This window comes from Streptomyces odontomachicola, from assembly GCF_039605595.1.
Taxonomy (GTDB): domain Bacteria; phylum Actinomycetota; class Actinomycetes; order Streptomycetales; family Streptomycetaceae; genus Streptomyces.
On the sequence record NZ_JBCFOK010000012.1, the window covers coordinates 178,080 to 198,077 of the forward strand.

The 19,998-nt window shown below is 72.1% G+C and carries 17 protein-coding genes, 1 tRNA gene and 1 other RNA gene; 17 read left to right on the forward strand and 2 right to left on the reverse strand.

Annotation, left to right across the window (positions count from 1 at the left end):
• Nucleotides 1-122 precede the first annotated feature (122 nt).
• From ABEE00_RS22405 to ABEE00_RS22415, 3 genes are all read left to right on the forward strand, one after another.
• Nucleotides 123-1,022: a type VII secretion system-associated protein gene (locus tag ABEE00_RS22405; RefSeq protein ID WP_451918641.1), complete on the forward strand. Its 900-nt coding sequence runs from the start codon at nucleotides 123-125 to the stop codon at nucleotides 1,020-1,022.
• 348 nt (nucleotides 1,023-1,370) lie between these two features.
• Nucleotides 1,371-2,162, forward strand: a complete 792-nt coding sequence (locus ABEE00_RS22410) for a type VII secretion system-associated protein (protein ID WP_345747405.1) — start codon at nucleotides 1,371-1,373, stop codon at nucleotides 2,160-2,162.
• A gap of 140 nt (nucleotides 2,163-2,302) precedes the next feature.
• On the forward strand, nucleotides 2,303-3,181 hold the full coding sequence (locus ABEE00_RS22415; protein WP_345747406.1) for an RICIN domain-containing protein: 879 nt from the start codon (nucleotides 2,303-2,305) through the stop codon (nucleotides 3,179-3,181).
• A 110-nt stretch (nucleotides 3,182-3,291) separates the two neighbouring features.
• Here the strand turns inward: ABEE00_RS22415 and ABEE00_RS22420 are convergent.
• Nucleotides 3,292-3,376, reverse strand: a tRNA-Ser gene (locus tag ABEE00_RS22420).
• Between the two features lie 109 nt (nucleotides 3,377-3,485).
• Between ABEE00_RS22420 and ffs the strand changes: the two genes are divergently transcribed.
• From ffs to ABEE00_RS22485, 13 genes are all read left to right on the forward strand, one after another.
• An RNA gene (gene ffs, locus ABEE00_RS22425) (signal recognition particle sRNA small type) lies at nucleotides 3,486-3,584 on the forward strand.
• Between the two features lie 175 nt (nucleotides 3,585-3,759).
• Nucleotides 3,760-6,054, forward strand: coding sequence for a DNA polymerase III subunit gamma and tau (locus tag ABEE00_RS22430; protein WP_345747407.1), 2,295 nt, complete (start codon nucleotides 3,760-3,762; stop codon nucleotides 6,052-6,054).
• A gap of 263 nt (nucleotides 6,055-6,317) precedes the next feature.
• Nucleotides 6,318-6,689 carry a YbaB/EbfC family nucleoid-associated protein gene (locus ABEE00_RS22435; protein WP_345747408.1) on the forward strand — a complete coding sequence of 124 codons (372 nt, stop codon included), beginning with the start codon at nucleotides 6,318-6,320 and terminating at the stop codon, nucleotides 6,687-6,689.
• Nucleotides 6,690-6,916: 227 nt separating this feature from the next.
• On the forward strand, nucleotides 6,917-7,516 hold the full coding sequence (gene recR / locus ABEE00_RS22440; RefSeq protein WP_345747409.1) for a recombination mediator RecR: 600 nt from the start codon (nucleotides 6,917-6,919) through the stop codon (nucleotides 7,514-7,516).
• On the forward strand, nucleotides 7,509-8,174 hold the full coding sequence (locus ABEE00_RS22445) for a DUF5063 domain-containing protein (RefSeq protein WP_345747410.1): 666 nt from the start codon (nucleotides 7,509-7,511) through the stop codon (nucleotides 8,172-8,174). The genes recR and ABEE00_RS22445 overlap by 8 nt, the downstream gene beginning before the upstream one ends.
• Before the next feature lie 135 nt (nucleotides 8,175-8,309).
• Nucleotides 8,310-8,615 carry a YiaA/YiaB family inner membrane protein gene (locus ABEE00_RS22450; RefSeq protein ID WP_345747411.1) on the forward strand — a complete coding sequence of 102 codons (306 nt, stop codon included), beginning with the start codon at nucleotides 8,310-8,312 and terminating at the stop codon, nucleotides 8,613-8,615.
• 66 nt (nucleotides 8,616-8,681) lie between these two features.
• Nucleotides 8,682-9,353, forward strand: coding sequence for a hypothetical protein (locus ABEE00_RS22455; protein ID WP_345747412.1), 672 nt, complete (start codon nucleotides 8,682-8,684; stop codon nucleotides 9,351-9,353).
• Between the two features lie 148 nt (nucleotides 9,354-9,501).
• Nucleotides 9,502-10,080 carry a Uma2 family endonuclease gene (locus tag ABEE00_RS22460; RefSeq protein WP_345747413.1) on the forward strand — a complete coding sequence of 193 codons (579 nt, stop codon included), beginning with the start codon at nucleotides 9,502-9,504 and terminating at the stop codon, nucleotides 10,078-10,080.
• 248 nt (nucleotides 10,081-10,328) lie between these two features.
• Nucleotides 10,329-11,618 carry an aspartate kinase gene (locus tag ABEE00_RS22465; RefSeq protein ID WP_345747414.1) on the forward strand — a complete coding sequence of 430 codons (1,290 nt, stop codon included), beginning with the start codon at nucleotides 10,329-10,331 and terminating at the stop codon, nucleotides 11,616-11,618.
• Between the two features lie 13 nt (nucleotides 11,619-11,631).
• Nucleotides 11,632-12,837 carry an aspartate-semialdehyde dehydrogenase gene (locus ABEE00_RS22470; protein ID WP_345747415.1) on the forward strand — a complete coding sequence of 402 codons (1,206 nt, stop codon included), beginning with the start codon at nucleotides 11,632-11,634 and terminating at the stop codon, nucleotides 12,835-12,837.
• Nucleotides 12,838-13,196: 359 nt separating this feature from the next.
• Nucleotides 13,197-13,793, forward strand: coding sequence for a SigE family RNA polymerase sigma factor (locus ABEE00_RS22475; protein ID WP_345747416.1), 597 nt, complete (start codon nucleotides 13,197-13,199; stop codon nucleotides 13,791-13,793).
• Nucleotides 13,790-15,247, forward strand: coding sequence for a hypothetical protein (locus ABEE00_RS22480; RefSeq protein WP_345747417.1), 1,458 nt, complete (start codon nucleotides 13,790-13,792; stop codon nucleotides 15,245-15,247). Before ABEE00_RS22475 ends, ABEE00_RS22480 begins: the two co-directional genes overlap by 4 nt.
• A 225-nt stretch (nucleotides 15,248-15,472) precedes the next feature.
• Entirely contained in the window at nucleotides 15,473-16,414 is a 942-nt protein-coding gene (locus ABEE00_RS22485; protein ID WP_345747418.1) for an SURF1 family protein, read from the forward strand.
• A gap of 1 nt (nucleotide 16,415) precedes the next feature.
• Here the strand turns inward: ABEE00_RS22485 and ABEE00_RS22490 are convergent, their stop codons facing one another.
• The gene (locus ABEE00_RS22490; protein WP_345747419.1) at nucleotides 16,416-18,284 is read right to left on the reverse strand and encodes a S9 family peptidase; all 1,869 of its coding nucleotides are present in this window, start codon (nucleotides 18,282-18,284) and stop codon (nucleotides 16,416-16,418) included.
• Nucleotides 18,285-18,482: 198 nt separating this feature from the next.
• Here ABEE00_RS22490 and proP point away from each other — a divergent pair, with 198 nt between their 5' ends.
• On the forward strand, nucleotides 18,483-19,997 hold the full coding sequence (proP, locus tag ABEE00_RS22495; protein ID WP_345747420.1) for a glycine betaine/L-proline transporter ProP: 1,515 nt from the start codon (nucleotides 18,483-18,485) through the stop codon (nucleotides 19,995-19,997).
• Nucleotide 19,998: the final 1 nt, after the last annotated feature.

Genomic DNA, 19,998 nt, shown 5'->3' on the forward strand with positions numbered 1-19,998 from the left:
CAAGACCGGGCGCATGCCCAACTGGCCTGGGCCGTACGGGTTTTGGCGCGCGTCAGGGTGCCACAGCCGCACGGTCCTCCGTACCCCCGAAGCCCTTCGCACATGGAACAGAGGAAAGCGCAGTGACCGAGACGACACAGACCGCTGACTCCCCCGGGCGGACAGCGGTGCTTCCCGAGGACGCCGAGGAGACGGCGGGCGCCACCGACGCCATGCCGCCGGTGCCGGACGAGATCCGCGAGGCGGGACGGCTCGCCCCCGACCACTGGCTGGGCATGGTCGACCCCACCTGGCAGGGCGAGGGCAGGCCGCCCGCGTGGGCGCTGGTCGGCCAGTGGCGCTCCAGCCCCGAGGGCGAGATCGTCGAGTGGCAGGACAACGAGGAGTACCGGCCCTCGCCGCGGGCCCTGGGCTGGCCGGAGCCGCTGGACGAGGTGGACGCCGCCGTGCAGCTCGCCGCGACGGGCTACGGCCCCGGCGAGGACGTGACCGGCGCCCTCGCGGCGACGGAGGAGGTCGCGGTGTTCGTCACGCCGGACGGCTCCCCGCTGGCCGCCACGGCACCGGACGAGGAGACCCCCGTCGTGCCGGTCTTCACGTCACCGGCCTATCTGCACACCTCGGGCCGTCTCGCCTTCGCCCTGCACCCCGTGCGCGCGCTCCTGGAGCGGCTCCCCGAGGGGCACCTGATCTATCTCAACCCTTCGGCGCCGGTGAGCATGACGGTGGACACGGACGAGCTGCGCGCACTCCTCGGCGCACGCGAGACGCCGGCGGACGGCGCGGAGGAGGACGGTTCCGGCACCGCCCCCGTCACCGTGGGCAACGGCATCCCGGTCATGGGCGCGGCGGGAGGGGCGAAGGCGGAGAAGCCCGCGCAGTCCGCCCCTTCGGCGGAGACAACGGGGACGGCACGGCCGGCGGAGTCGGACGAAGCGAAGGAGGGCGAGCAGGGGGCCGACGGTGAAACCGCCGGTCCCCGCGACGGCACCGGCTCCGGGTACGGCACCGCCGCGGGCTGAACAGGGCGGTCGCCCACGGCCAGGACGCCGGGGACGTGACGCCGGGCGCGGACGGCCGCACCCGGGAGGGCGCCGCCGGCGGTTTCCCCGGTGTGCCACCGCTGTGCACCGCCCCGCACGCCGTCCTCCTAGGCTGGTGACCACGGACACGCGCGTTCGGACCACGAACGACACGTACGAAGCCGGTACTTGGCGGTCTCCGCCGGCCGGCGGAGGCGGCGCCCCGTCGCCGCGTACACCCGGGACGGCCCCGTTCCGTACGGGCGTCACCGCGCCCCGGCCCCCGGAGGCGGACCCCGCCGGCCGGCCGCACACATCCACCACAGCGCGAACAGTGAAGAGAGCGACATGTCAACTCCCCCGGAGCGGAACGGCCCCGAGCAGGGGCCCGAGGGCCGCACCCCCGACCAGGACCCCACCCCTGAGTCGGCCGAGAACCGGAACGAGGACGGCACGGAGGAGCTGCCCCCCGCCGTCGTGTACCCGGGAGACCCCGGATTCCCGCCGCCGCCCGAGAGCATCGTCGAGGCGGCGAAGGTCGCGCCCGACCACTGGCTCGGCGTCGTCGACCAGAACTGGCAGGGCGAGGAGGGCGAGGAGCCGCCGTCCTGGGCCACGCTGGGCCGCTGGCGCACCGACGGGAACGGCGAGATCGTCGAGTGGGAGCGGAACGACGAGTACCGTCCGTCGCCCGAGCGGATGGGCTGGCCCGAGCCGGTCGGCCCGGCCGACAGGGCGGTGCAGCTCGCCGCGACCGGTTACGGACCCGAGGGCGAGGTCGCCCGCTCCCTCGCGGACGCCGAGATCGCCGTGTGCGTCGACGACGAGGGCAACCCCTCGGTGACCGAGACCCCCGAGGGCGTCCCGGCCGTCGCGGTGTTCTCCGCGGCACCCGGCATGGACATGGACGAGCTGCCCCCGCACCGGATGATGCCGATGCCGGCCCTGGTGGAGCGGCTGCGGGGGCAGGAGCAGGTGCTGTTCCTCAGCTCCTCGGCGCCGGTGGCGCTGCTCATCGACAAGGACGAGCTGCGCCCCGCCCCGGACGACGCCGCCCCGGACGACGCCGGAGCGGGCGAGGAGGCGCGCGGCGACGAGGTGCGCGGCGACGAGGACGAGCCGCGCACCGGGCGGGACTGACGCGCCGCCCGTGACGGGACGTGAACTGAACAGTCTTCTGGGGCGTCTGAGTTCGGGGCAGGGTCCGTGCGTACCGGTGTCCGCCGACGCCGGAGCGCTGATCGTGACTGACCGGAGATCTCGACGGGTTGGGAAGAGCAGTGAGTGAGTCACCGAACGAGGACGCCAAGCGGCGGGAGCGGGCGCGTCGGGTCGATGCGCTGACCGACGCCTCCCGGCAGCCGGGCGAGGGCCCGCGCCTTGGTACGCGAATAGCCGGGGCCGTGGCGGTGGTGGCGCTCGCCGCCGGTGCCACGCTGGGGATCGGCGCGTGGAACTCGTACCAGACGGAGCACAAGAAGGAGGCCGCGGAGAAGGCGTCCAAGGAGCGCGAACAGGCCGCCGCTGCACGGCGGATGAAGGAGTCGCCCTCGCCCAGCACCTCCGACGGGAAGCAGCGGAAGTCCACACAGGAGCCGACCTCCCGCCCGGCCGACGAGGTCGAGAAGCCGAGGAAGACGGTCAAGAAGCCCGAGCCGGACGTCAGGCTGAACGAGAAGACGAAGAAGGGCGGGGCCGGCTACTCCCGCATCGTGCTCGCCAACAAGGCCAGCAACATGTGCGCCGACCTGCCGGGCTTCGATGGGCACCCGGAGGGCGGCCCGATCGGCCAGAACCCCTGCAACGCCAGCGACCAGGACAACCAGCTCTGGAACGTCACCGTCTCGCACGCGGGGGCGGGCGCCGAGGGCGGCGACCTGGTGATGATGGCCAATCAGAAGGACAACCTCTGCTTCGACCTGCCCGACAAGGGCGGCAAGCCGGAGGGCACCGGTGTCCTCGAGTCCCCGTGCGACAACGGGATGGAAGACAACCAGCAGTGGCGGATCGAGAATCTGCCCGACGGCAGCAAGAAGATCCACAACTTCGCCAGCAACGGCAAGTGCCTCACGGTCGACGGCGACTCCAAGGGGCCGGGTGCCTCCTTGACCATCGGCTCGTGCGAGGCGCCCTCGGCGGACTGGTACCTGCGGCAGTGACACCGAGCGGGGGCCGCGGACCGTACGGCTGACCGCTGCGGCCCGCGGCCCCCGCGTCGTGGTCGGAACGAACGAAGGCCCCGACCTGTTCGGTCGGGGCCTTCGGCCTGCGGAGGATACGAGATTCGAACTCGTGAGGGGTTGCCCCCAACTCGCTTTCCAAGCGAGCGCCCTAGGCCGCTAGGCGAATCCTCCGAGAAGAACACTACAAGACGTTGAGGGGTGCTCGCGAACTCGCTTCCCGGGGTCGGATCCGGGCTGGGTTCGAGTTCGATCCGCACTCCTGTCATCGGGTACTGTGTGGGCCAGCCCCTCACGTGGCGCTATCTCTCTGAACTCCCCCAGGGCCGGAAGGCAGCAAGGGTAGGAGGGCTCTGGCGGGTGCGTGAGGGGCGCTTGCGTTTCATGGCGCGGTGCCCGTGGGTCCACCGGGGCCGCGGGTGCGGGAGCAGCGCTCCGTTGCGACTGTGACGTATGCCTCGTACGAGAAGGCGGGGACCGGGGTACGCGGCCTGACGTGGGGCGCGAATCGGTGTGAGCGAAACCACTTGTCGGTGGTCCCTTATATCGTCGGGGTTGTGTCGTCCCTCGCCCTGTACCGCCGCTATCGCCCCGAGACCTTCGCCGAGGTCATCGGGCAAGAGCACGTAACCGACCCGCTGCAGCAAGCGCTGCGCAACAACCGCGTCAACCACGCCTATCTCTTCAGCGGGCCGCGCGGCTGCGGCAAGACGACGAGCGCGCGCATCCTCGCCCGCTGTCTCAACTGCGAACAGGGGCCCACGCCGTCGCCGTGCGGCGAATGCCGCTCGTGTCTCGACCTCGCGCGCAACGGCCCCGGTTCGATCGACGTGATCGAGATCGACGCCGCCTCGCACGGCGGCGTGGACGACGCGCGCGAGCTGCGCGAGAAGGCGTTCTTCGGCCCCGCCTCCAGCCGGTACAAGATCTATATCGTCGACGAGGCCCACATGGTCACCTCGGCGGGCTTCAACGCCCTGCTGAAGGTGGTCGAAGAGCCGCCGGAGCACCTCAAGTTCATCTTCGCGACGACGGAGCCCGAGAAGGTCATCGGGACGATCCGTTCGCGGACCCACCACTATCCTTTCCGCCTCGTCCCGCCGGGCACGCTGCGCGACCACCTCGCCGATGTGTGTGAGCGCGAGTCGATTCCGGTCGACGACAAGGTGCTGCCGCTCGCCGTGCGCGCGGGAGCCGGTTCCGTACGCGACTCGATGTCCGTCATGGACCAGCTCCTGGCCGGCGCGGGCGACGAGGGTGTGACGTACGCCATGGCTACCGCGCTGCTGGGGTACACCGACAGCGCGCTGCTGGACGACGTGGTCGACGCGTTCGCGGCCGGCGACGGCGCGCGGGCCTTCGAGGTCGTGGACCGGGTGATCGAGGGCGGCCACGACCCGCGCCGCTTCGTCGCCGACCTGCTGGAGCGGCTGCGGGATCTGGTGATCCTCGCGGCGGTTCCCGAGGCGACCGAGAAGGGGCTCATCGACGCACCCGGCGACATCGTGGAGCGGATGCGCGCGCAGGCCGAGGTCTTCGGGCCCGCCGAGCTGAGCCGCGCCGCCGACCTGGTCAACACGGGTCTGACCGAGATGCGCGGCGCCACCTCGCCCCGCCTCCAGCTCGAATTGATCTGCGCGCGCGTGCTGTTGCCCGCCACGTACGGGGACGAGCGCTCCGTGCAGGCGCGGCTCGACCGCCTGGAGCGGGGGGCCGCGCTGGGCGCGATCGGCGGGGGCGCTGTCGGTGGTGCGGCGCCGCAGGCTCCGGCCCCGCAGACGCCCGTACCGCAGGCTCAGGCACCGGCTCCGGCGCCGGCCCCGCAGGCTCCCGCGCCTCCGCAGCAGGGCAACGCGCCTGCGCCGCCCGCGACTTCGGAGCCCGCGCCCGCCGCGGAGAGCGGCCAGCCCGCGGCGCCGGCTCCGGCTGCCGAGGGGCGGCGGCCGGGCGCCTGGCCTGGGAGTACGTCCGGGGGTACGCAGTCCGGCTCGGGCTCGGGTGGCGGTGCGCAGTCGGCGTCCCCGGCGCAGGCCGGTGGGCGCAAGCCGGGGGCGTGGCCCTCGGCGGGTGCGTCGTCCGGCTCCGCGCCCGGTGCCCCGTCCGGGGCGTCCGGTGCGGGGGAGGGCGCGGGTGCCCCGGCGCCCGAGCCGCCGCAGGCCGAGCAGCCGGCACCCGCACCTGCGGCCCCCGCGCCCGCCGCCGGTGGGCAGGACCCCTCGCAGGGCGCTGCCCAGGTCCGGCAGATGTGGCCGCAGATCCTGGACGCGGTGAAGAACCGCCGCCGCTTCACCTGGATCCTCCTCAGCCAGAACGCCTCGGTCGTCGGCTTCGACGGCACCACGCTCCAGCTCGGGTTCTCCAACCCGGGCGCCCGCGACAGCTTCGGCAACAGCGGGAGTGACGAGGTGCTGCGCCAGGCGCTCAGCGACGCGCTGGGCGTCCAGTGGAAGGTCGAGGCGATCGTCGATCCCTCGGGCGGTTCGGCGCCGGGCGCCGGGGGCGCGGCGGGCAGCGGCGGCGGGGGTTCGCCGCGTCCGCCCCAGCAGCCAGCGCCGGGGCCTCCGCAGGCGCCGGCCCCGGCTCCCGCGCCCTCGCCCCAGCCCGCGGCGCCGAGCCCCGCGCCCCCGCAGGGCGGCGCTCCGCAGCGGGGGAACGGCGGGCAGGGCGCGCCGCCCCCGCCGCCCGCCGACGACTACGAGCCCCCGACCGAGCCGCCGCCCGACCCGTACGCGGGCGTGGAGGACATGCCGGCAGCCGACGACCCGGACCTCGACGAGTCCGCCCTCTCCGGCCACGACCTGCTCGTACGGGAGTTGGGGGCGACGGTCATAGAGGAAATCCAGCACGACTAGCGCCCGGGGTGGTCCCGGGCGCAGAGCGGACCGGCGTCTGCGCGGTCCGCGCTCGTGACCGCCGGGGGCTGCCTCTGTGGTCGCCTCCCGCTGCGGCGGGATTCGGGTGGGTGGGCCGGTCCGCCTTCGGTCGCTGGGGCGAGGGCTGGGAAGCGTTCCTCGCTGGGGGTGTCGAGCACGTAGGCTCGGGCCACGCGCATGCGTACGCGTACGCGTCGCAGTTCAGAATCAGCAGACGTCGTCGAAGAGCCAGGAGCCCAGACGTGATTCCCGGTGGTGGCCAGCCCGACATGCAGCAGCTGCTGCAGCAGGCTCAGAAGATGCAGCAGGACCTCGCCACGGCACAGCAGGACCTCGCCGAGACGCCCGTCGAGGGCTCGGCGGGCGGCGGCCTGGTGAAGGCGACCGTGACCGGGGCCGGTGAGCTCCAGGGCCTGGTCATCGACCCGAAGGCGGTGGCCGTGGACGCGGCGTCCGGCAGTTCGCCGGAGGAGACCGCGGAGACCCTCTCCGACCTGGTGCTCGCCGCCGTACGCGATGCGAACGCCGCAGCCCAGCAGCTCCAGCAGGAGAAGCTGGGCCCGCTCGCCGAGGGCCTCGGCGGCGGTGGCGGCATGCCGGGCCTCCCCTTCTGAGACCCGGCTCCCGGGGCCGGCCTCGGGAGCCGTCTCCCGGGACCGGCCCCCGAGGCCCGGCCGTGAGCGGCTCGGCCGTGAGCGGTCCGGCGCCCCGCCGCGCGGCCCCTCGCGCGGCGGCGCAGGGAAGCTGGTGACGGGGCCGCGGGGCAACTACCGTTCGTAGAGCAGGCCCAGAGAGAGCCGAGAGAGAGCCGAGAGGCCGAGAGAAAGAGGCGGGCGCACCCGTGTACGAAGGCGTGGTTCAGGAACTGATCGACGAGCTGGGCAGACTGCCCGGCGTCGGTCCCAAGAGCGCGCAGCGGATCGCCTTCCACGTACTGCAGGCCGAGCCCGCCGACGTACGGCGCCTCGCGCACGCGCTCACGGAGGTCAAGGAGAAGGTCAGGTTCTGCGGCGTCTGCGGCAACGTGGCGCAGGAGGAGCAGTGCCGGGTCTGCCTCGACCCGCGCCGTGACGGCTCGGTGATCTGCGTCGTGGAGGAGCCCAAGGACGTCGTGGCCATCGAGCGCACCCGCGAGTTCCGCGGGAAGTACCACGTGCTGGGCGGCGCGATCAGCCCGATCGAGGGCGTCGGCCCCGACGACCTGCGGATAAGGGAGCTGATGGCCCGGCTCGCCGACGGCACCGTCACGGAGCTGATCCTCGCCACCGACCCGAATCTGGAGGGCGAAGCCACGGCCACGTACCTGGCGCGCATGGTCTCCGCCATGGGCCTCAAGGTGACGCGGCTGGCCAGCGGTCTTCCCGTGGGGGGAGACCTGGAGTACGCGGACGAGGTCACGCTGGGGCGTGCCTTCGAGGGGAGAAGGTTGCTCGATGTCTGACGCCACGCTGAACGCCATCACGGACGACCCCGACGACTTCGCGGTGCAGATCGCCGACCAGATCGAGAGCTTCCTGGTCTCGGTCGCCGAGGTCGCCAAGGGCGACGATCCGGACAGCGCGGTCCCGTATCTGCTGCTCGAGGTCTCCCAACTGATGCTGGCAGGCGGCCGGCTGGGCGCGCACGAGGACATCGTTCCCGACGAGCGGTACGAGCCGGACATCGGCCCCGAGGCGGACGTCGACGAGCTGCGCGAGCGGCTGGCGAGCCTGCTGGAGCCGGTCGACGTCTACTCCGAGCTCTTCGACCCGTACGTCACCCGGAACGGCCCCGTGGCCTGCCGCATCTCCGACGACATCACGGACGCGGTCACCGACCTTCGGCACGGTATGGCGCACTACCGCGCGGGGCGGGTCAGCGAGGCCCTGTGGTGGTGGCAGTTCTCCTACCTCTCCAACTGGGGCCCGACCGCCTCCGCCGCGCTGCGCGCGCTCCAGTCGCTGGTCGCGCACGTGCGGCTCGACACCCCGATCGACGAGCTGAACGGCCTGGACACCGACAGCGGCGCCGACGACGAGGGCGAGCTGGAGGCGGAGGCCGGCGCGGTGATGGCGGCGGAGATCGGCGTACCGCTGGGGATGAAGTCCGAGCAGTCGTAAGTCCCGGCGGTCTCAGGGGAGTTGGGGGTCGGCCCGTACGGGGTCCCGGTGCCGGCGCCTCCGGGCCGGGGTACTCAGGGGCGGTCCCGTACGGGTACTCATGTGCGGGCCGCGGCGGCCCGCCACCCTTCCCCCATGGCAACCGAATCCTCCACCGCATCCGTGCAGCGGCCGACCACCACGGCCTTCTTCGTGCAGTCCGCGATCGCCTTCGGACTGTCCCTCGGCGCGCTGCTCTTCGGCATCGTGAAGCTGCCCGTCGGGCCCTGGGAGCGCGGATTCCTGGCGCTGGGGCTGGTGTTCGTCGTCTCCTCCGCGTTCACGCTGGCCAAGTGCGTGCGTGACCGGCAGGAGGCGGAGGAGGTCACCAGCAAGGTCGACAGGGCACGCCTCGACAAGCTCCTCACCGAGGTCGACCCCTTCAAGACTCCGCAGCCCTGAGGCGCGCCGGTCCGGGCACGGTTAGGCTCCCGCGGACACACTGACGAACTCGGGGGAATCCGCGGGATGTTCCTGTTCACCGCCGTGCTGTGCGCGGCCGTCGCTCTCTTCTTCGTGGTGCTTGCGTGCCGTGACCAGCGGGAACTCTGGTGGCGGGTGGCCGCGCGGCGGTATCGGAATCCTGAGGCGGTCGAGCCCTCGGACGGGGCGCTCGCCGGGCAGCGGGTGAGCTTTCTCGTTCTCGCCGCCCTCTTCGGCTTCGGCGCCTTCCAACTGTGGGGCTCGGCCGACGAATTCGGGCTGAGCGACGGCGAGGTGCAGTCGATCGCGCGGGACGCGGCGCGGGAGCTGAGCCCCGATCCGCTGGACGGCGCCGAGAAGAAGATCCCCGACCAGGTCTCGGACGACGGTTTCGAGGAGTACGTGGCCGGGGCGGTCCGCAGCGCGGCGCGCGAGAGCGGCAACCGCGGCGATGTGAACGTCACCGCCTCCTCCTCCAACCCCGAGAAGGACCCCTACGGGTCCGAGAAGGAGAAGAAGGGCGAGAAGTCCGTCCTCCACTACGCCGTCTCCGGCGCGGGCCACTCCGCCTGCATCACCCTGACCACGGTGAACGCGGGCGAGTACGGAGCCACGGCCCCCGTACCGGGAGACGACGCCCCCTCGGACGCGGGCCCGACGACGTACGAGTACAAGCTCTCGGCACGGGCGTCGAAGGGGCAGTGTGAGGCGGCGTGAGACGTTCGCCCACTTCCGCACCGGGCAACTCGCCTTATGGCGTGCGGCGTTGACGTTTTGTGGTCGGGTGTACACACGGGGTCGCCCTCGCTAGCGTGAGCGCAGTTCGCCTGCGGAGCGGGCGGGAGGCAAGGGAGGAGCCGACGCCGTGACCTCCAGTACCGCTGGTCGCCCCCAGATGCTCATCGAGGATTTCGAGGAGCTCGCCCGTGCGGCGCCCGAAACCGTGTCGCTCGAGTTCACCAAAGGAAAGCTGGAGGTCAAGCCGGGGCGCGACGGGAGTCACGTGACCATCGTGATGTGGCTCCTGGAGCTGTGCCTGCGTCACCGGGCGGATCTTCGCCTGTACCCGGGGCAGGGCCTCAAGACCGAGCGCTGCCGGAACGGCCGTGCCCGGCCCGACGGCGCCCTCGCGCCGAAGGATCACTTCGTCGGCCAGGGTGCATGGGCGGACCCCGAAGGTGTGCTGATGACCTTCGAGGTCACCTCGCGTGATCCGGACACGGACCGTCGCGACCGCCGTGAGAAGCGGGACGGCTACGCGGCGGCCGGGATCCCGGTGTACCTCCTCGTCGACCGGGATGCCTGCACCTTGATCGTGTACAGCGACCCGGAGGGCGGCACGTACAGGAGCCGTGTGGTGCGCGGGTACGGCGAGACCGTCGAGTTGCCCGAGCCCGTCGGCGTCACGCTGGCGACCGAGAAGCTCAAGGACTACACGCACTGACCCGCCCCGCGGCGAATTGCGCGCTCCGCACCCACCCCCTCACTCCCCGTCGTGTGAGCTGTCTTACGATCCGGGACCCTCCCCGTGTCACCCGGTGCACAGCGGGCATGTGGCCCGCTGGGCGAGAGGGCAGGGGCTGCCTTCCGTTCACACGGCGAGAGGGCATCGACGGCCTCTCGTTACACTGAGCCGACCGCAGGATCCCGGCCAAAGGGTCCAGGAAAGACTGATTCGAGGAGCGAGCACACGTGGGCCTTGTCGTGCAGAAGTACGGCGGCTCCTCCGTTGCCGATGCCGAGGGCATCAAGCGCGTTGCCAAGCGGATCGTAGAGGCGAAGAAGAACGGCAACCAGGTTGTCGTGGTCGTCTCCGCGATGGGTGACACGACGGACGAGCTGATCGATCTCGCTGGAGAGGTGTCCCCGGTCGCGTCCGGGCGCGAGTTCGACATGCTGCTGACCGCCGGAGAGCGAATCTCCATGGCCCTGCTGGCGATGGCGATCAAATCCCTCGGACACGAGGCGCAGTCGTTCACCGGCAGCCAGGCCGGTCTGATCACGGACTCCGCGCACAACAAGGCGCGGATCATCGATGTCACGCCGGGCCGCCTCCAGACCTCGCTGGACGAGGGCAATGTGGCGATCGTCGCGGGCTTCCAGGGCGTGTCCCAGGACAGCAAGGACATCACCACGCTGGGCCGCGGCGGCAGTGACACCACCGCCGTCGCGCTGGCCGCGGCGCTGGACGCCGACGTCTGCGAGATCTACACCGACGTCGACGGCGTGTTCACCGCCGACCCGCGGGTGGTGAAGAAGGCCCGGAAGATCGACAAGATCTCGTTCGAGGACATGCTGGAGCTGGCCAGCTCCGGGTCCAAGGTGCTCCTGCACCGCTGTGTCGAGTACGCGCGCCGCTACAACATCCCGATCCACGTACGCTCGTCCTTCTCCGGGCTGAACGGCACCTGGGTCAGCAGCGCGGCGCACCAGAGCGAAGACGGGCAAGGGGAAGAGTCGATGGAGCAGGCGATCATCTCGGGCGTCGCGCACGACACGTCCGAGGCCAAGGTCACGGTCGTCGGCGTGCCGGACAAGCCGGGCGAGGCCGCCAAGATCTTCCGCACGATCGCGGACGCCGAGGTCAACATCGACATGGTGGTGCAGAACGTCTCCGCCGCGTCGACCGGCCTCACCGACATCTCCTTCACCCTGCCGAAGTCCGAGGGCCGCAAGGCCGCCAAGGCGCTGGAGAAGATCCAGCCGCAGGTCGGCTTCGACTCGCTGCGCTACGACGACCAGATCGCGAAGATCTCGCTGGTCGGCGCCGGGATGAAGACCAACCCGGGCGTCACCGCGACCTTCTTCGAGGCGCTGTCCAACGCGGGCGTGAACATCGAGCTGATCTCCACCTCGGAGATCCGCATCTCGGTCGTGACCCGCGAGGACGACGTGAACCCGGCGGTGCGCGCCGTGCACACCGCCTTCGGCCTGGACAGCGACAGCGACGAGGCCGTCGTCTACGGAGGCACCGGGCGCTGACCCGGGGACATCTGTGACCGAGCGGCGGAGCGGCCCCACCCTCGCGGTCGTCGGTGCGACCGGCGCCGTGGGGGAGGTGCTGCTCGGCCTGCTCAGCGAGCGCGCCGACGTCTGGGGCGAGATCCGCCTGATCGCCTCGCCCCGCTCGGCCGGCGGCCTGCTCTCCGTACGGGGTACGCAGACCGAGCTGCTGGCGCTGAGCGAGGACGTCTTCGACGGCGTCGACGTGGCGCTGTTCAACGTTCCCGACGAGGTCGCGGCGCAGTGGGTGCCGGTCGCGGTGTCCAAGGGCGCGGCGGCGGTGGACAGTTCGACGGTCTTCCGCGGCGAGCCCGATGTGCCGCTGGTGGTTCCCGAGGTCAACGCGCATGCCGCGCGGGTGCGCCCGCGCGGCATCGTCGCGAGCCCGCACAGCACGACCCTGGCGATGATCGTCGCCGTTGCCGCGCTGCACTCCGAGTGGGCCCTCGAGGAGCTGCTCCTCTCCTCGTACCAGGCGGTTTCCGGCTCGGGCCGGGCCGGTGTGGCCACGCTGCGCGGACAGCTCTCCGCCGTGTCCGGCATGGAACTGGGGCAGAAGCCGGGCGATCTGCGGCGCGCGGTGGGGGACGCGACCGGTCCCTATCCGGCGCCGATCGCGCTCAACGTCGTCCCGTTCGTGGGGGAGTTGGCCGCGGCGGGCGTCGGCGATGCCGGGGGTGGGACCGACGGCGCGGAAGGGCCCGATGGGGCCGACGGGGCGTACGGGGATGACGGGGCCGGTGCCGGGGCTGCCGGTTCCGGCACCGGTGACGGTGAGGATGACGCCGAGGCCGTCGAGGGCTGGACCACCGAGGAGCTGAGGCTGCGCGGCGAGACCCGCAAGATCCTCGGGCTGCCGCGGCTGGCGGTCGGCGCGACCTGCGTACGGGTACCGGTGATCACCGGGCACTCGGTCTCGGTACACGCCCGCTTCGAGCGCGAGGTGTCGGTCGCGGGGGCGCACGAGATCCTCGCCAACGCCCCTGGCGTGGTGCTGTGCGACGACCCGGAGCAGGGGGAGTTCCCGACGCCGGCCGATGTGGCGGGTACGGATCCCACCTGGGTGGGCCGGGTGCGCAGGGCGCTGGACGATCCGCGGGCGCTCGACCTGTTCGTCTGCGGCGACAATCTGCGCAAGGGCGCGGCGCTGAACTCCGTTCAGATCGCCGAACTGATCGCCGCAGAGCTCCGGTTGTGAAGAATTCGTAACCCCCGGGGCGTGGCTGGCCGCTGGCCAGTGAAGTGCCTTCTGGCCCACAATTTGGGGATGTGGCGCGCTGCAACCGGCCATCGCGCACGAGACGTCTCCCTCCCCATTCCGGGAAAGCGGAGACGCTGTGAAGGCCGCTCGCGGCGGGGCCGCCGGGGAAAAATGGGGCATTGGGAAGAGTTGGTACGCATGATGGCATTCACCGCATGGGGCAGCGCTGTGCCTTCCGCGTACAACCCTGACGGGGGGACGCGTGTCCAACAGGCGTGGCAGATGCACTCGGAGTCGGAATCGCAACGGCACCAGGGCGCACCGGCGTACGGGCGGTGCACCTGGGTGCCGGCGGTATGGACACCGGCGGCATACCTGTGATCGCGCCCTGGCCCGCGGCGCACCCCGCAGCGAGACCTCCGGCGGCCCAATGCGGGGATTCTGACGACGCGATGACAGCGGGCACCACAGTCGATCAGCTCACCGAGACGTACCGCGCCCACTACAAGTCGCTGCTCGGGCTCGCGGCGCTGCTCCTGGACGACCCCGCATCCTGCGAGGACGTCGTGCAGGAGGCGTTCATCCGCGTGCACTCGGCGCGCAAGCGCGTGCGGGATCCGGAGAAGACCCTCGCGTATCTGCGGCAGACGGTCGTCAACCTCTCCCGTTCCGCGCTGCGCCGCCGCATCCTCGGCCTGAAGCTGCTCTCCAAGCCGATGCCGGACATGGCGAGCGCCGAGGAGGGCGCGTACGCGCAGCTCGAGCGGGATGAACTCATCCAGGCCATGCGCGGCCTCCAGCGGCGCCAGCGCGAGGTGCTGGTGCTGCGCTATTTCGCGGACATGACCGAGGCGCAGGTCGCCGAGGTGCTGGGGCTCTCGCTCGGCTCGGTGAAGGCGTACGGGTCGCGGGGCATCGCCGCGCTGCGGGTCGCGATGGAGTCGGCGACATGACGGGGCGTCAGCCACCGAACGGCCGGCCACCGCACGGGCCAGGCTCCGGCTTCGGCCCCGGCTCCGGTCCCGAGGAACCCGAGCACGGCTACGGCTCCGGGAACGGCCACGCCCCGGACTCCGGGAACGGCCACCCCTCGGGCGCCTGGCCGGGTAATGATCAGGGAAACGGCCCAGGGAGTGGCCCGCGAAACGGTCCTGCTGACGGCTCGGCGGACGGCGGTGAGTACGACTCTGCGTACGACGCCGAGGGGCGCGGCTCCGCGTACGACTCCGCGTACGACGCCGAGGAGCGCGGCTCCGCGTATGACTCCGGCCCCGGCTCAGGTTCCGGCTCCGGCCCCGGTGACCAGGACCTCTCCGAGGAAGCGCTGCGGCAGCTCCTCCGGGACAGCGTCCGGGACATCGAGCCCTCGCCCGAGGCCCTCCCCCACCTCCGGCGCGCGGTCCCGGCCCGGCGCACCCACCGCAGGCAGGCGCTGATCGGCGCCGCGGCCGCCGTGGTGCTGGGCGGCGCGGGCGTACCCACGCTGGTGAGCGCCGGTTTCGTACCCGGCGTCGGCGACGACGAGAAGCCCGCCAGCGCGGAGAGCGCGTCGCCGCACGGCGCCGACGGCGACGGCGGGCACAGCCGCGGCAAGGGCGCGAGCTCGCACGACAGCGGCAAGGACACCGGCGACAAGGGCACGGGCGGACACGGAACGGGCGGTTCCGGCGGCTCGGGCCCGCCCTCGCCCTCGGCGGGCAGCAGCGCCGGCACCGGCGCCGACCCCTCCGACACCCTCGCGGTGAGCGCGCCCGCCTGCGAACGGGACCAACTCGGCGACGGTTCGGCCGAGTCCGCCGCCTCCGACGGCGGCCGCAAGGTGTACGGCAGCTTCCGCGTGGTGAACACCTCCCCCGACACCTGCACCGTCGAGGGCGAGGGCACCGTCCTGGCCAGCGGTACGGGGCGGGCGGAGAGCGCCAGGGTGCAGGTCGTGGACCACACCTCGGGCGATCCGGCGGCCGGCCTGCCCGACCCCGCGACCTCCCCGGAGGAACTGGTGCTCAAGCCGGGCCAGGCCTACCGCGTCGAATTCGCCTGGATCCCCGACGACTGCCCCGCCTCGGGCTCCGGGTCGGGCTCCCCGAGCCCGAAGAGCGCCGACGAGCCCGACGGTTCGGCCTCGCCGGGAACGGACGGCGGCGGTACGTCGTCCGGCGGCGACTCCGGTGGCGGCGGCACCCCCTCGACCGGCGGCTCGGAGACCGGCGGAACCGATTCGGGCGGCAGCGGCAGCGGCGGCGACCAGGGCGGAACCGGCGACTCCGGGGGCTCGGGCGACGGCGGCGCGGGCAGCGTGAAGCTCACCCACACCCCCGACGCGGGCGACCCTCAGGCGGCGGAGACCAGCCTGAACGGCTCCTGCACGGGCACCGTCTACCGCACCGGAGTCCTCCCCGACCAGTGACCCGCACCGGGCCGGGCCTCGCACCGGGCCAGGGCCCGGTCCCGCGCCGACGGCCGGTGCCCCTCCCGCACCGGCCCGGCGCCCCGCCCGCGACCCGCTCCCGGGCTTCCCGGGCCCGGAACTCCCGGTGCTTCCGGCCCCGCGATCCCGGCGACGACCTCGGAGGGGGAGGAGAGGACGGGGGCGGATCGGTGACGGCCGGTCCGCCCCCGTACCGTTGGGGGTGTGTACCGGTTTCTGCTGACCCCGCGGTGGTGGGGGATCAACCTCTTCGCCGTACTGGCGATCCCGGTCTGCCTTTTCATGGGCAGCTGGCAGCTCTCCCGCTTCGAGGACCGCGCGGACACCCACAAGAGGCAGGAGCAGGAGGCGAACGACGCGCGGACCGCCAAGGCCGCGCCGCTCCACGACCTGCTGCCCGTCTCCACCGAGTCCAGCGGCAGGGTGGCCCGCGCCACCGGTCACTACGACGCGAAGCACCAACTCCTCGTCCCCGACCGCGACCTGGACGACAAGAACGGCTTCTACGTCCTCGACCTGCTGCGCACCGACAAGCAGTCCGGCGGCAAGGCCCTGCCCGTGGTGCGCGGCTGGCTGCCGGGGAAGGTCGACCCCGGGAAGGTGCCCGCGCCCCCGAAGGGCGAGGTGACCGTGGAGGGCGCGCTCCAGGCGTCCGAGTCCCAGGGCAGCCCCGGAGTGAACGCCGGGACCCTCCCGGACGGTCAGCTCGGCATGATCAGCGCCGCCTCCCTGGTGAACGTGGTGCCCTACGACGTGTACGACGCCTGGATCAGCGTCCAGCGGGTGCCCTCCTCCGACAAGCCGCTGAAGCCGGTCCCGCCGACCGCCCCCGACAACTCCGGCCTCGACATGAAGGCGTTCCAGAACCTCGGCTACACCGGGGAGTGGTTCGTCTTCGCCGGCTTCGTGGTCTTCATGTGGTTCCGCCTCTTCCGCAGGGAGGCCGAGCTGGCCAAGGACCGCGCGCTCGGCCTCGTACCCGAACAGCCGGAGGGCGAGCAGCCGGAGGGCGAACGGGACGCGGCAGGGGAGCCGGAGCGGGGCCCCGAGGCAGAGCCGGAGGGCCCTGAGCCGGGCCCGGACCCGGCTCGGGAATCGGACCCGAGCCGGGACCAGACCTCAGAGGCGCGGTCTCAGACCCCCTGAATCACACTCCCTGACCCTCGGCGGCCGCTTCCGCGGCCTCGGTCGACGGCGCGGCCGGCGCGCCGCCCGGCAGATGCCGCAGCGCGAAGTCGATCTCCAGCCGCACCTGCTTGATGCGCTCCTCGACCACGAGGGAGCCGTGCCCCGCGTCGTACCGATACACCTCGTGGGGGTGGCCTCTCGTCTCCAGGCGCTCCACGTAGTTCTCCACCTGGCGGATGGGGCAGCGGGGGTCGTTGACCCCCGCCGAGATGTAGACCGGGGCCCGCACGGCGTCCACATACGTCAGGGGCGAGGACGCCTCGAAGCGCTCCGGCACCTCGTCGGGGGTGCCGCCCAGGAGGGTCCGGTCCATGGACTTGAGGGCCTCCATCTCGTCCCAATAGGCCGTGACGTAGTCCGCGACCGGGACCGCGGCGAGGCCGAGCGCCCACTTGTCCGGCTGGACGCCGAGGCCGAGCAGCGTGAGATAGCCGCCCCAGGAGCCGCCGGCCAGCACCAGGCGCTCCGGGTCGGCGAGCCCGGACTCCACCGCCCAGTCGCGGACCGCGCCGATGTCCTCCAGCTCGATGAGCCCGACGCGGTGCTTGAGCGCGTCGGTCCACTCGCGGCCATAGCCGGTGGAACCGCGGTAGTTGACCCGCACGACGGCGAAGCCGTGGTCGACCCAGGCCGCGGGCTGCCCCGCGAAGGAGTCGCTGTCGTGGTGCGTCGGGCCGCCGTGCACCTCGAACACGGTCGGGAACGGGCCCTCGCCCGCGGGCCTCTGCACCAGTGCGTGGATCTTCCCGCCGGGGCCCTCCACCCAGGCGTCCTCCACCGGCACCGAACCGGGGGCGCGCATCCCGGGCGGGTCCAGCACCACGGCGCCGCTGGTGGAGCGCACGGTGGGGGGCTGGGCCGCCGAGGACCAGAGATACTCGACCGTGCCGTCGGGCCGCGCCGTGGCGCCGGACACCGAGCCCGCCGGGGTCTCGATGCGGGTGAGCTCGCGGGTGCCCAGGTCGTACCGCCACAGGTCGCTGCGTGCTCTGTGGCTGTGCGCGACCAGCAGCCCGCTGCCGTCCGGATACCACTCGGCGGCCACGTCGCCCGGCAGGTCCAGCGCGAGGTCGGTGGTCGCGCCGCTCAGCGGGTCCCAGATGACCGGCTCCCAGCGGCCCGAGCGCTGATGGCCGATCAGCAGCCGCTGGTCGCCTTCGACGGGGGAGAACCCGAGGATCGTCAGGCCGAGCTCCCGCGTGCCGCCCTCGGTGTCGTCCAGCTCCGCGACGGCGGTGCCGTCCGGCCGCACGACCCGCAGGGCCGAGTGCATCGCGTCGCCGTGCTCGGTGTGCTCGACGGCGATGAGCGTGCCGTCCCGCGACATGTCGCCGACGCCGGCCGACTCCCGGTGCCGGTAGATCTCCTCGGGCTGGGCACCCGGGCGTACGACATGAATGGTCGAACCCTCGTCATCGGTCGAACGCCCCACCACGGCGCTCCCGTCCCGGGCGAGCGCCAGGCCCGCGGGATAGCCCGCCTCCAGGCCGGGCGCCGCCGGCTCGTCGGGTCCGCCGCCGAAGGGCTGGCGCATCCACACGCCGAACTCGTCCCCGTCGGTGTCCGAGAACCACCAGATCCACTCGCCGTCCGGCGTCAGCGTGCCGTCGGTCGTGCCGTTCGGCCGGTCGGTGACCTGCCGCTGCCCGCCGTCGGTGCGGTCCCAGGCATACAGCTCGTAGGTGCCCGTCGCGTTGGAGATGAACAGGGAGCGCGCCGGAGCGTCCTCCGCCCACTCCGGCAGCGAGACCCGTGGCGCCCGGAACCGCTTCTCCCAGTCCGGCATGGACCCCTCGGTCGTGGATCCCTCGGTCGTGTTCTCAGTCATGCCCCCATTCTGCGCGGCTGCGAGGACACCCGGGGCCGAGTCGCCCCTGAGATCCGTCCGGGTTCGCCCTGGGAAAACCCCGAGGGCGGCCGGGGACCGCCCGGCACTCGTACGGAAGCCCACGCGCAGCGGTACATAAATCGCCGTATAAGGTGCTAGTCGTTACGTTTTGACCCTATCCGTCCCAGGAGGTCCGGTGTGAAGCTGCCCGCGCCGCCACATGTCCGTCAGGAGCTCGTACGCCGGCTGAGGCGCCGCGGTCGCCCGCTGTCCATGCAGGACGTCACCGTCGTGGACCAGCCGATGCTCAAGCGCGCCGTGTCAGCGGCGGCCCTGGGCAACTGCATGGAGTGGTTCGACTTCGGGGTCTACAGCTACCTGGCCGCCACCATCGGCAAGGTCTTCTTCCCCGGCTCCTCGCCCGGTGTCCAGGTCATCTCGGCGTTCGCCACGTTCGCCGTCGCCTTCCTCGTACGGCCGCTCGGCGGGCTCTTCTTCGGCCCGCTCGGCGACAAGATCGGCCGTACGAAGGTACTCGCCGCCACCATGCTGCTGATGGCCGTCGGCACGTTCGCCATCGGCGTACTGCCCACGTACGCGCAGGTCGGACTGCTCGCGCCGATCCTGCTGCTGATCGCCCGCATGGTGCAGGGCTTCTCCACGGGCGGTGAGTACGGGGGCGCCACGACCTTCATCGCCGAGTACTCGCCCGACCGCAGCCGCGGATTCATGGGCAGCTGGCTCGACTTCGGCACCTTCGTCGGCTACGCGCTCGGCTCCGGCATGGTCACGCTGCTCAACATGTGGCTGAGCGAGTCGGACATGCTCAGCTGGGGCTGGCGCGTGCCCTTCCTGATCGCCGGGCCGCTCGGCCTCATCGGCCTCTACCTCCGGCTGAAGCTGGAGGACACCCCCGCCTTCCAGAAGCAGCTCGACGAGCACGACGCGGCGGTCAAGGAGCGCGAGACGGAGCGCCACGAGTTCCGCGCGATCTTCATCAAGCACCGGCACGCGCTGATGGTCTGCATCGGCCTGGTGCTGCTCTACAACGTCACCAACTACATGATCACGGCGTACCTGCCGACCCACCTCACCAAGACGCTCGGCCGAAGTACGGGGCTCTCCGACTCCCTCGTGCTCATCGCGATGGTGCTGGTGGTCGTGCTGATCACCTTCGTGGGGCGGCTCAGCGACCGGGTCGGGCGGCGGCCCGTCTTCCTCAGCGCCGCGATCGCCCAAGTGATCCTCGCCGTGCCCGCGTTCATGCTGATCAGGGCCCACGGCACGGTGCTGCCCGCGCTCGGCGTGCTGCTCCTCGCGGCCCTGCTCACGTGCTTCGCCGCGCCCTCCGCCGCGACGCTGCCGGCGCTCTTCCCGACCAGCATCAGGTACGGCGCGATGGGCATCGGCTTCAACCTCTCCGTCGCGGCCTTCGGCGGCACCACGCCGCTGTTCACGGAGGCGCTGACCGACCTCAGCCACGACAACCTGATGCCCGGTTACGTCCTGGTCGTCAGCGGCATCATCGGCTTCATCGCCGCACTGAAGCTCCGCGAGACCTCCCTCCTCCCCCTCAAGGGCTCCCAGCCCCAGGTCAGCACGGAGGAAGAGGCCGAGGACCTGGTCACCACAAGCGAAGAGACCCACCGCGAACTCCAACAGGAGGCCCAGTCGACGACGGGGTCGGGGAGTACGCGGGGGGTGCAGGGCTGAG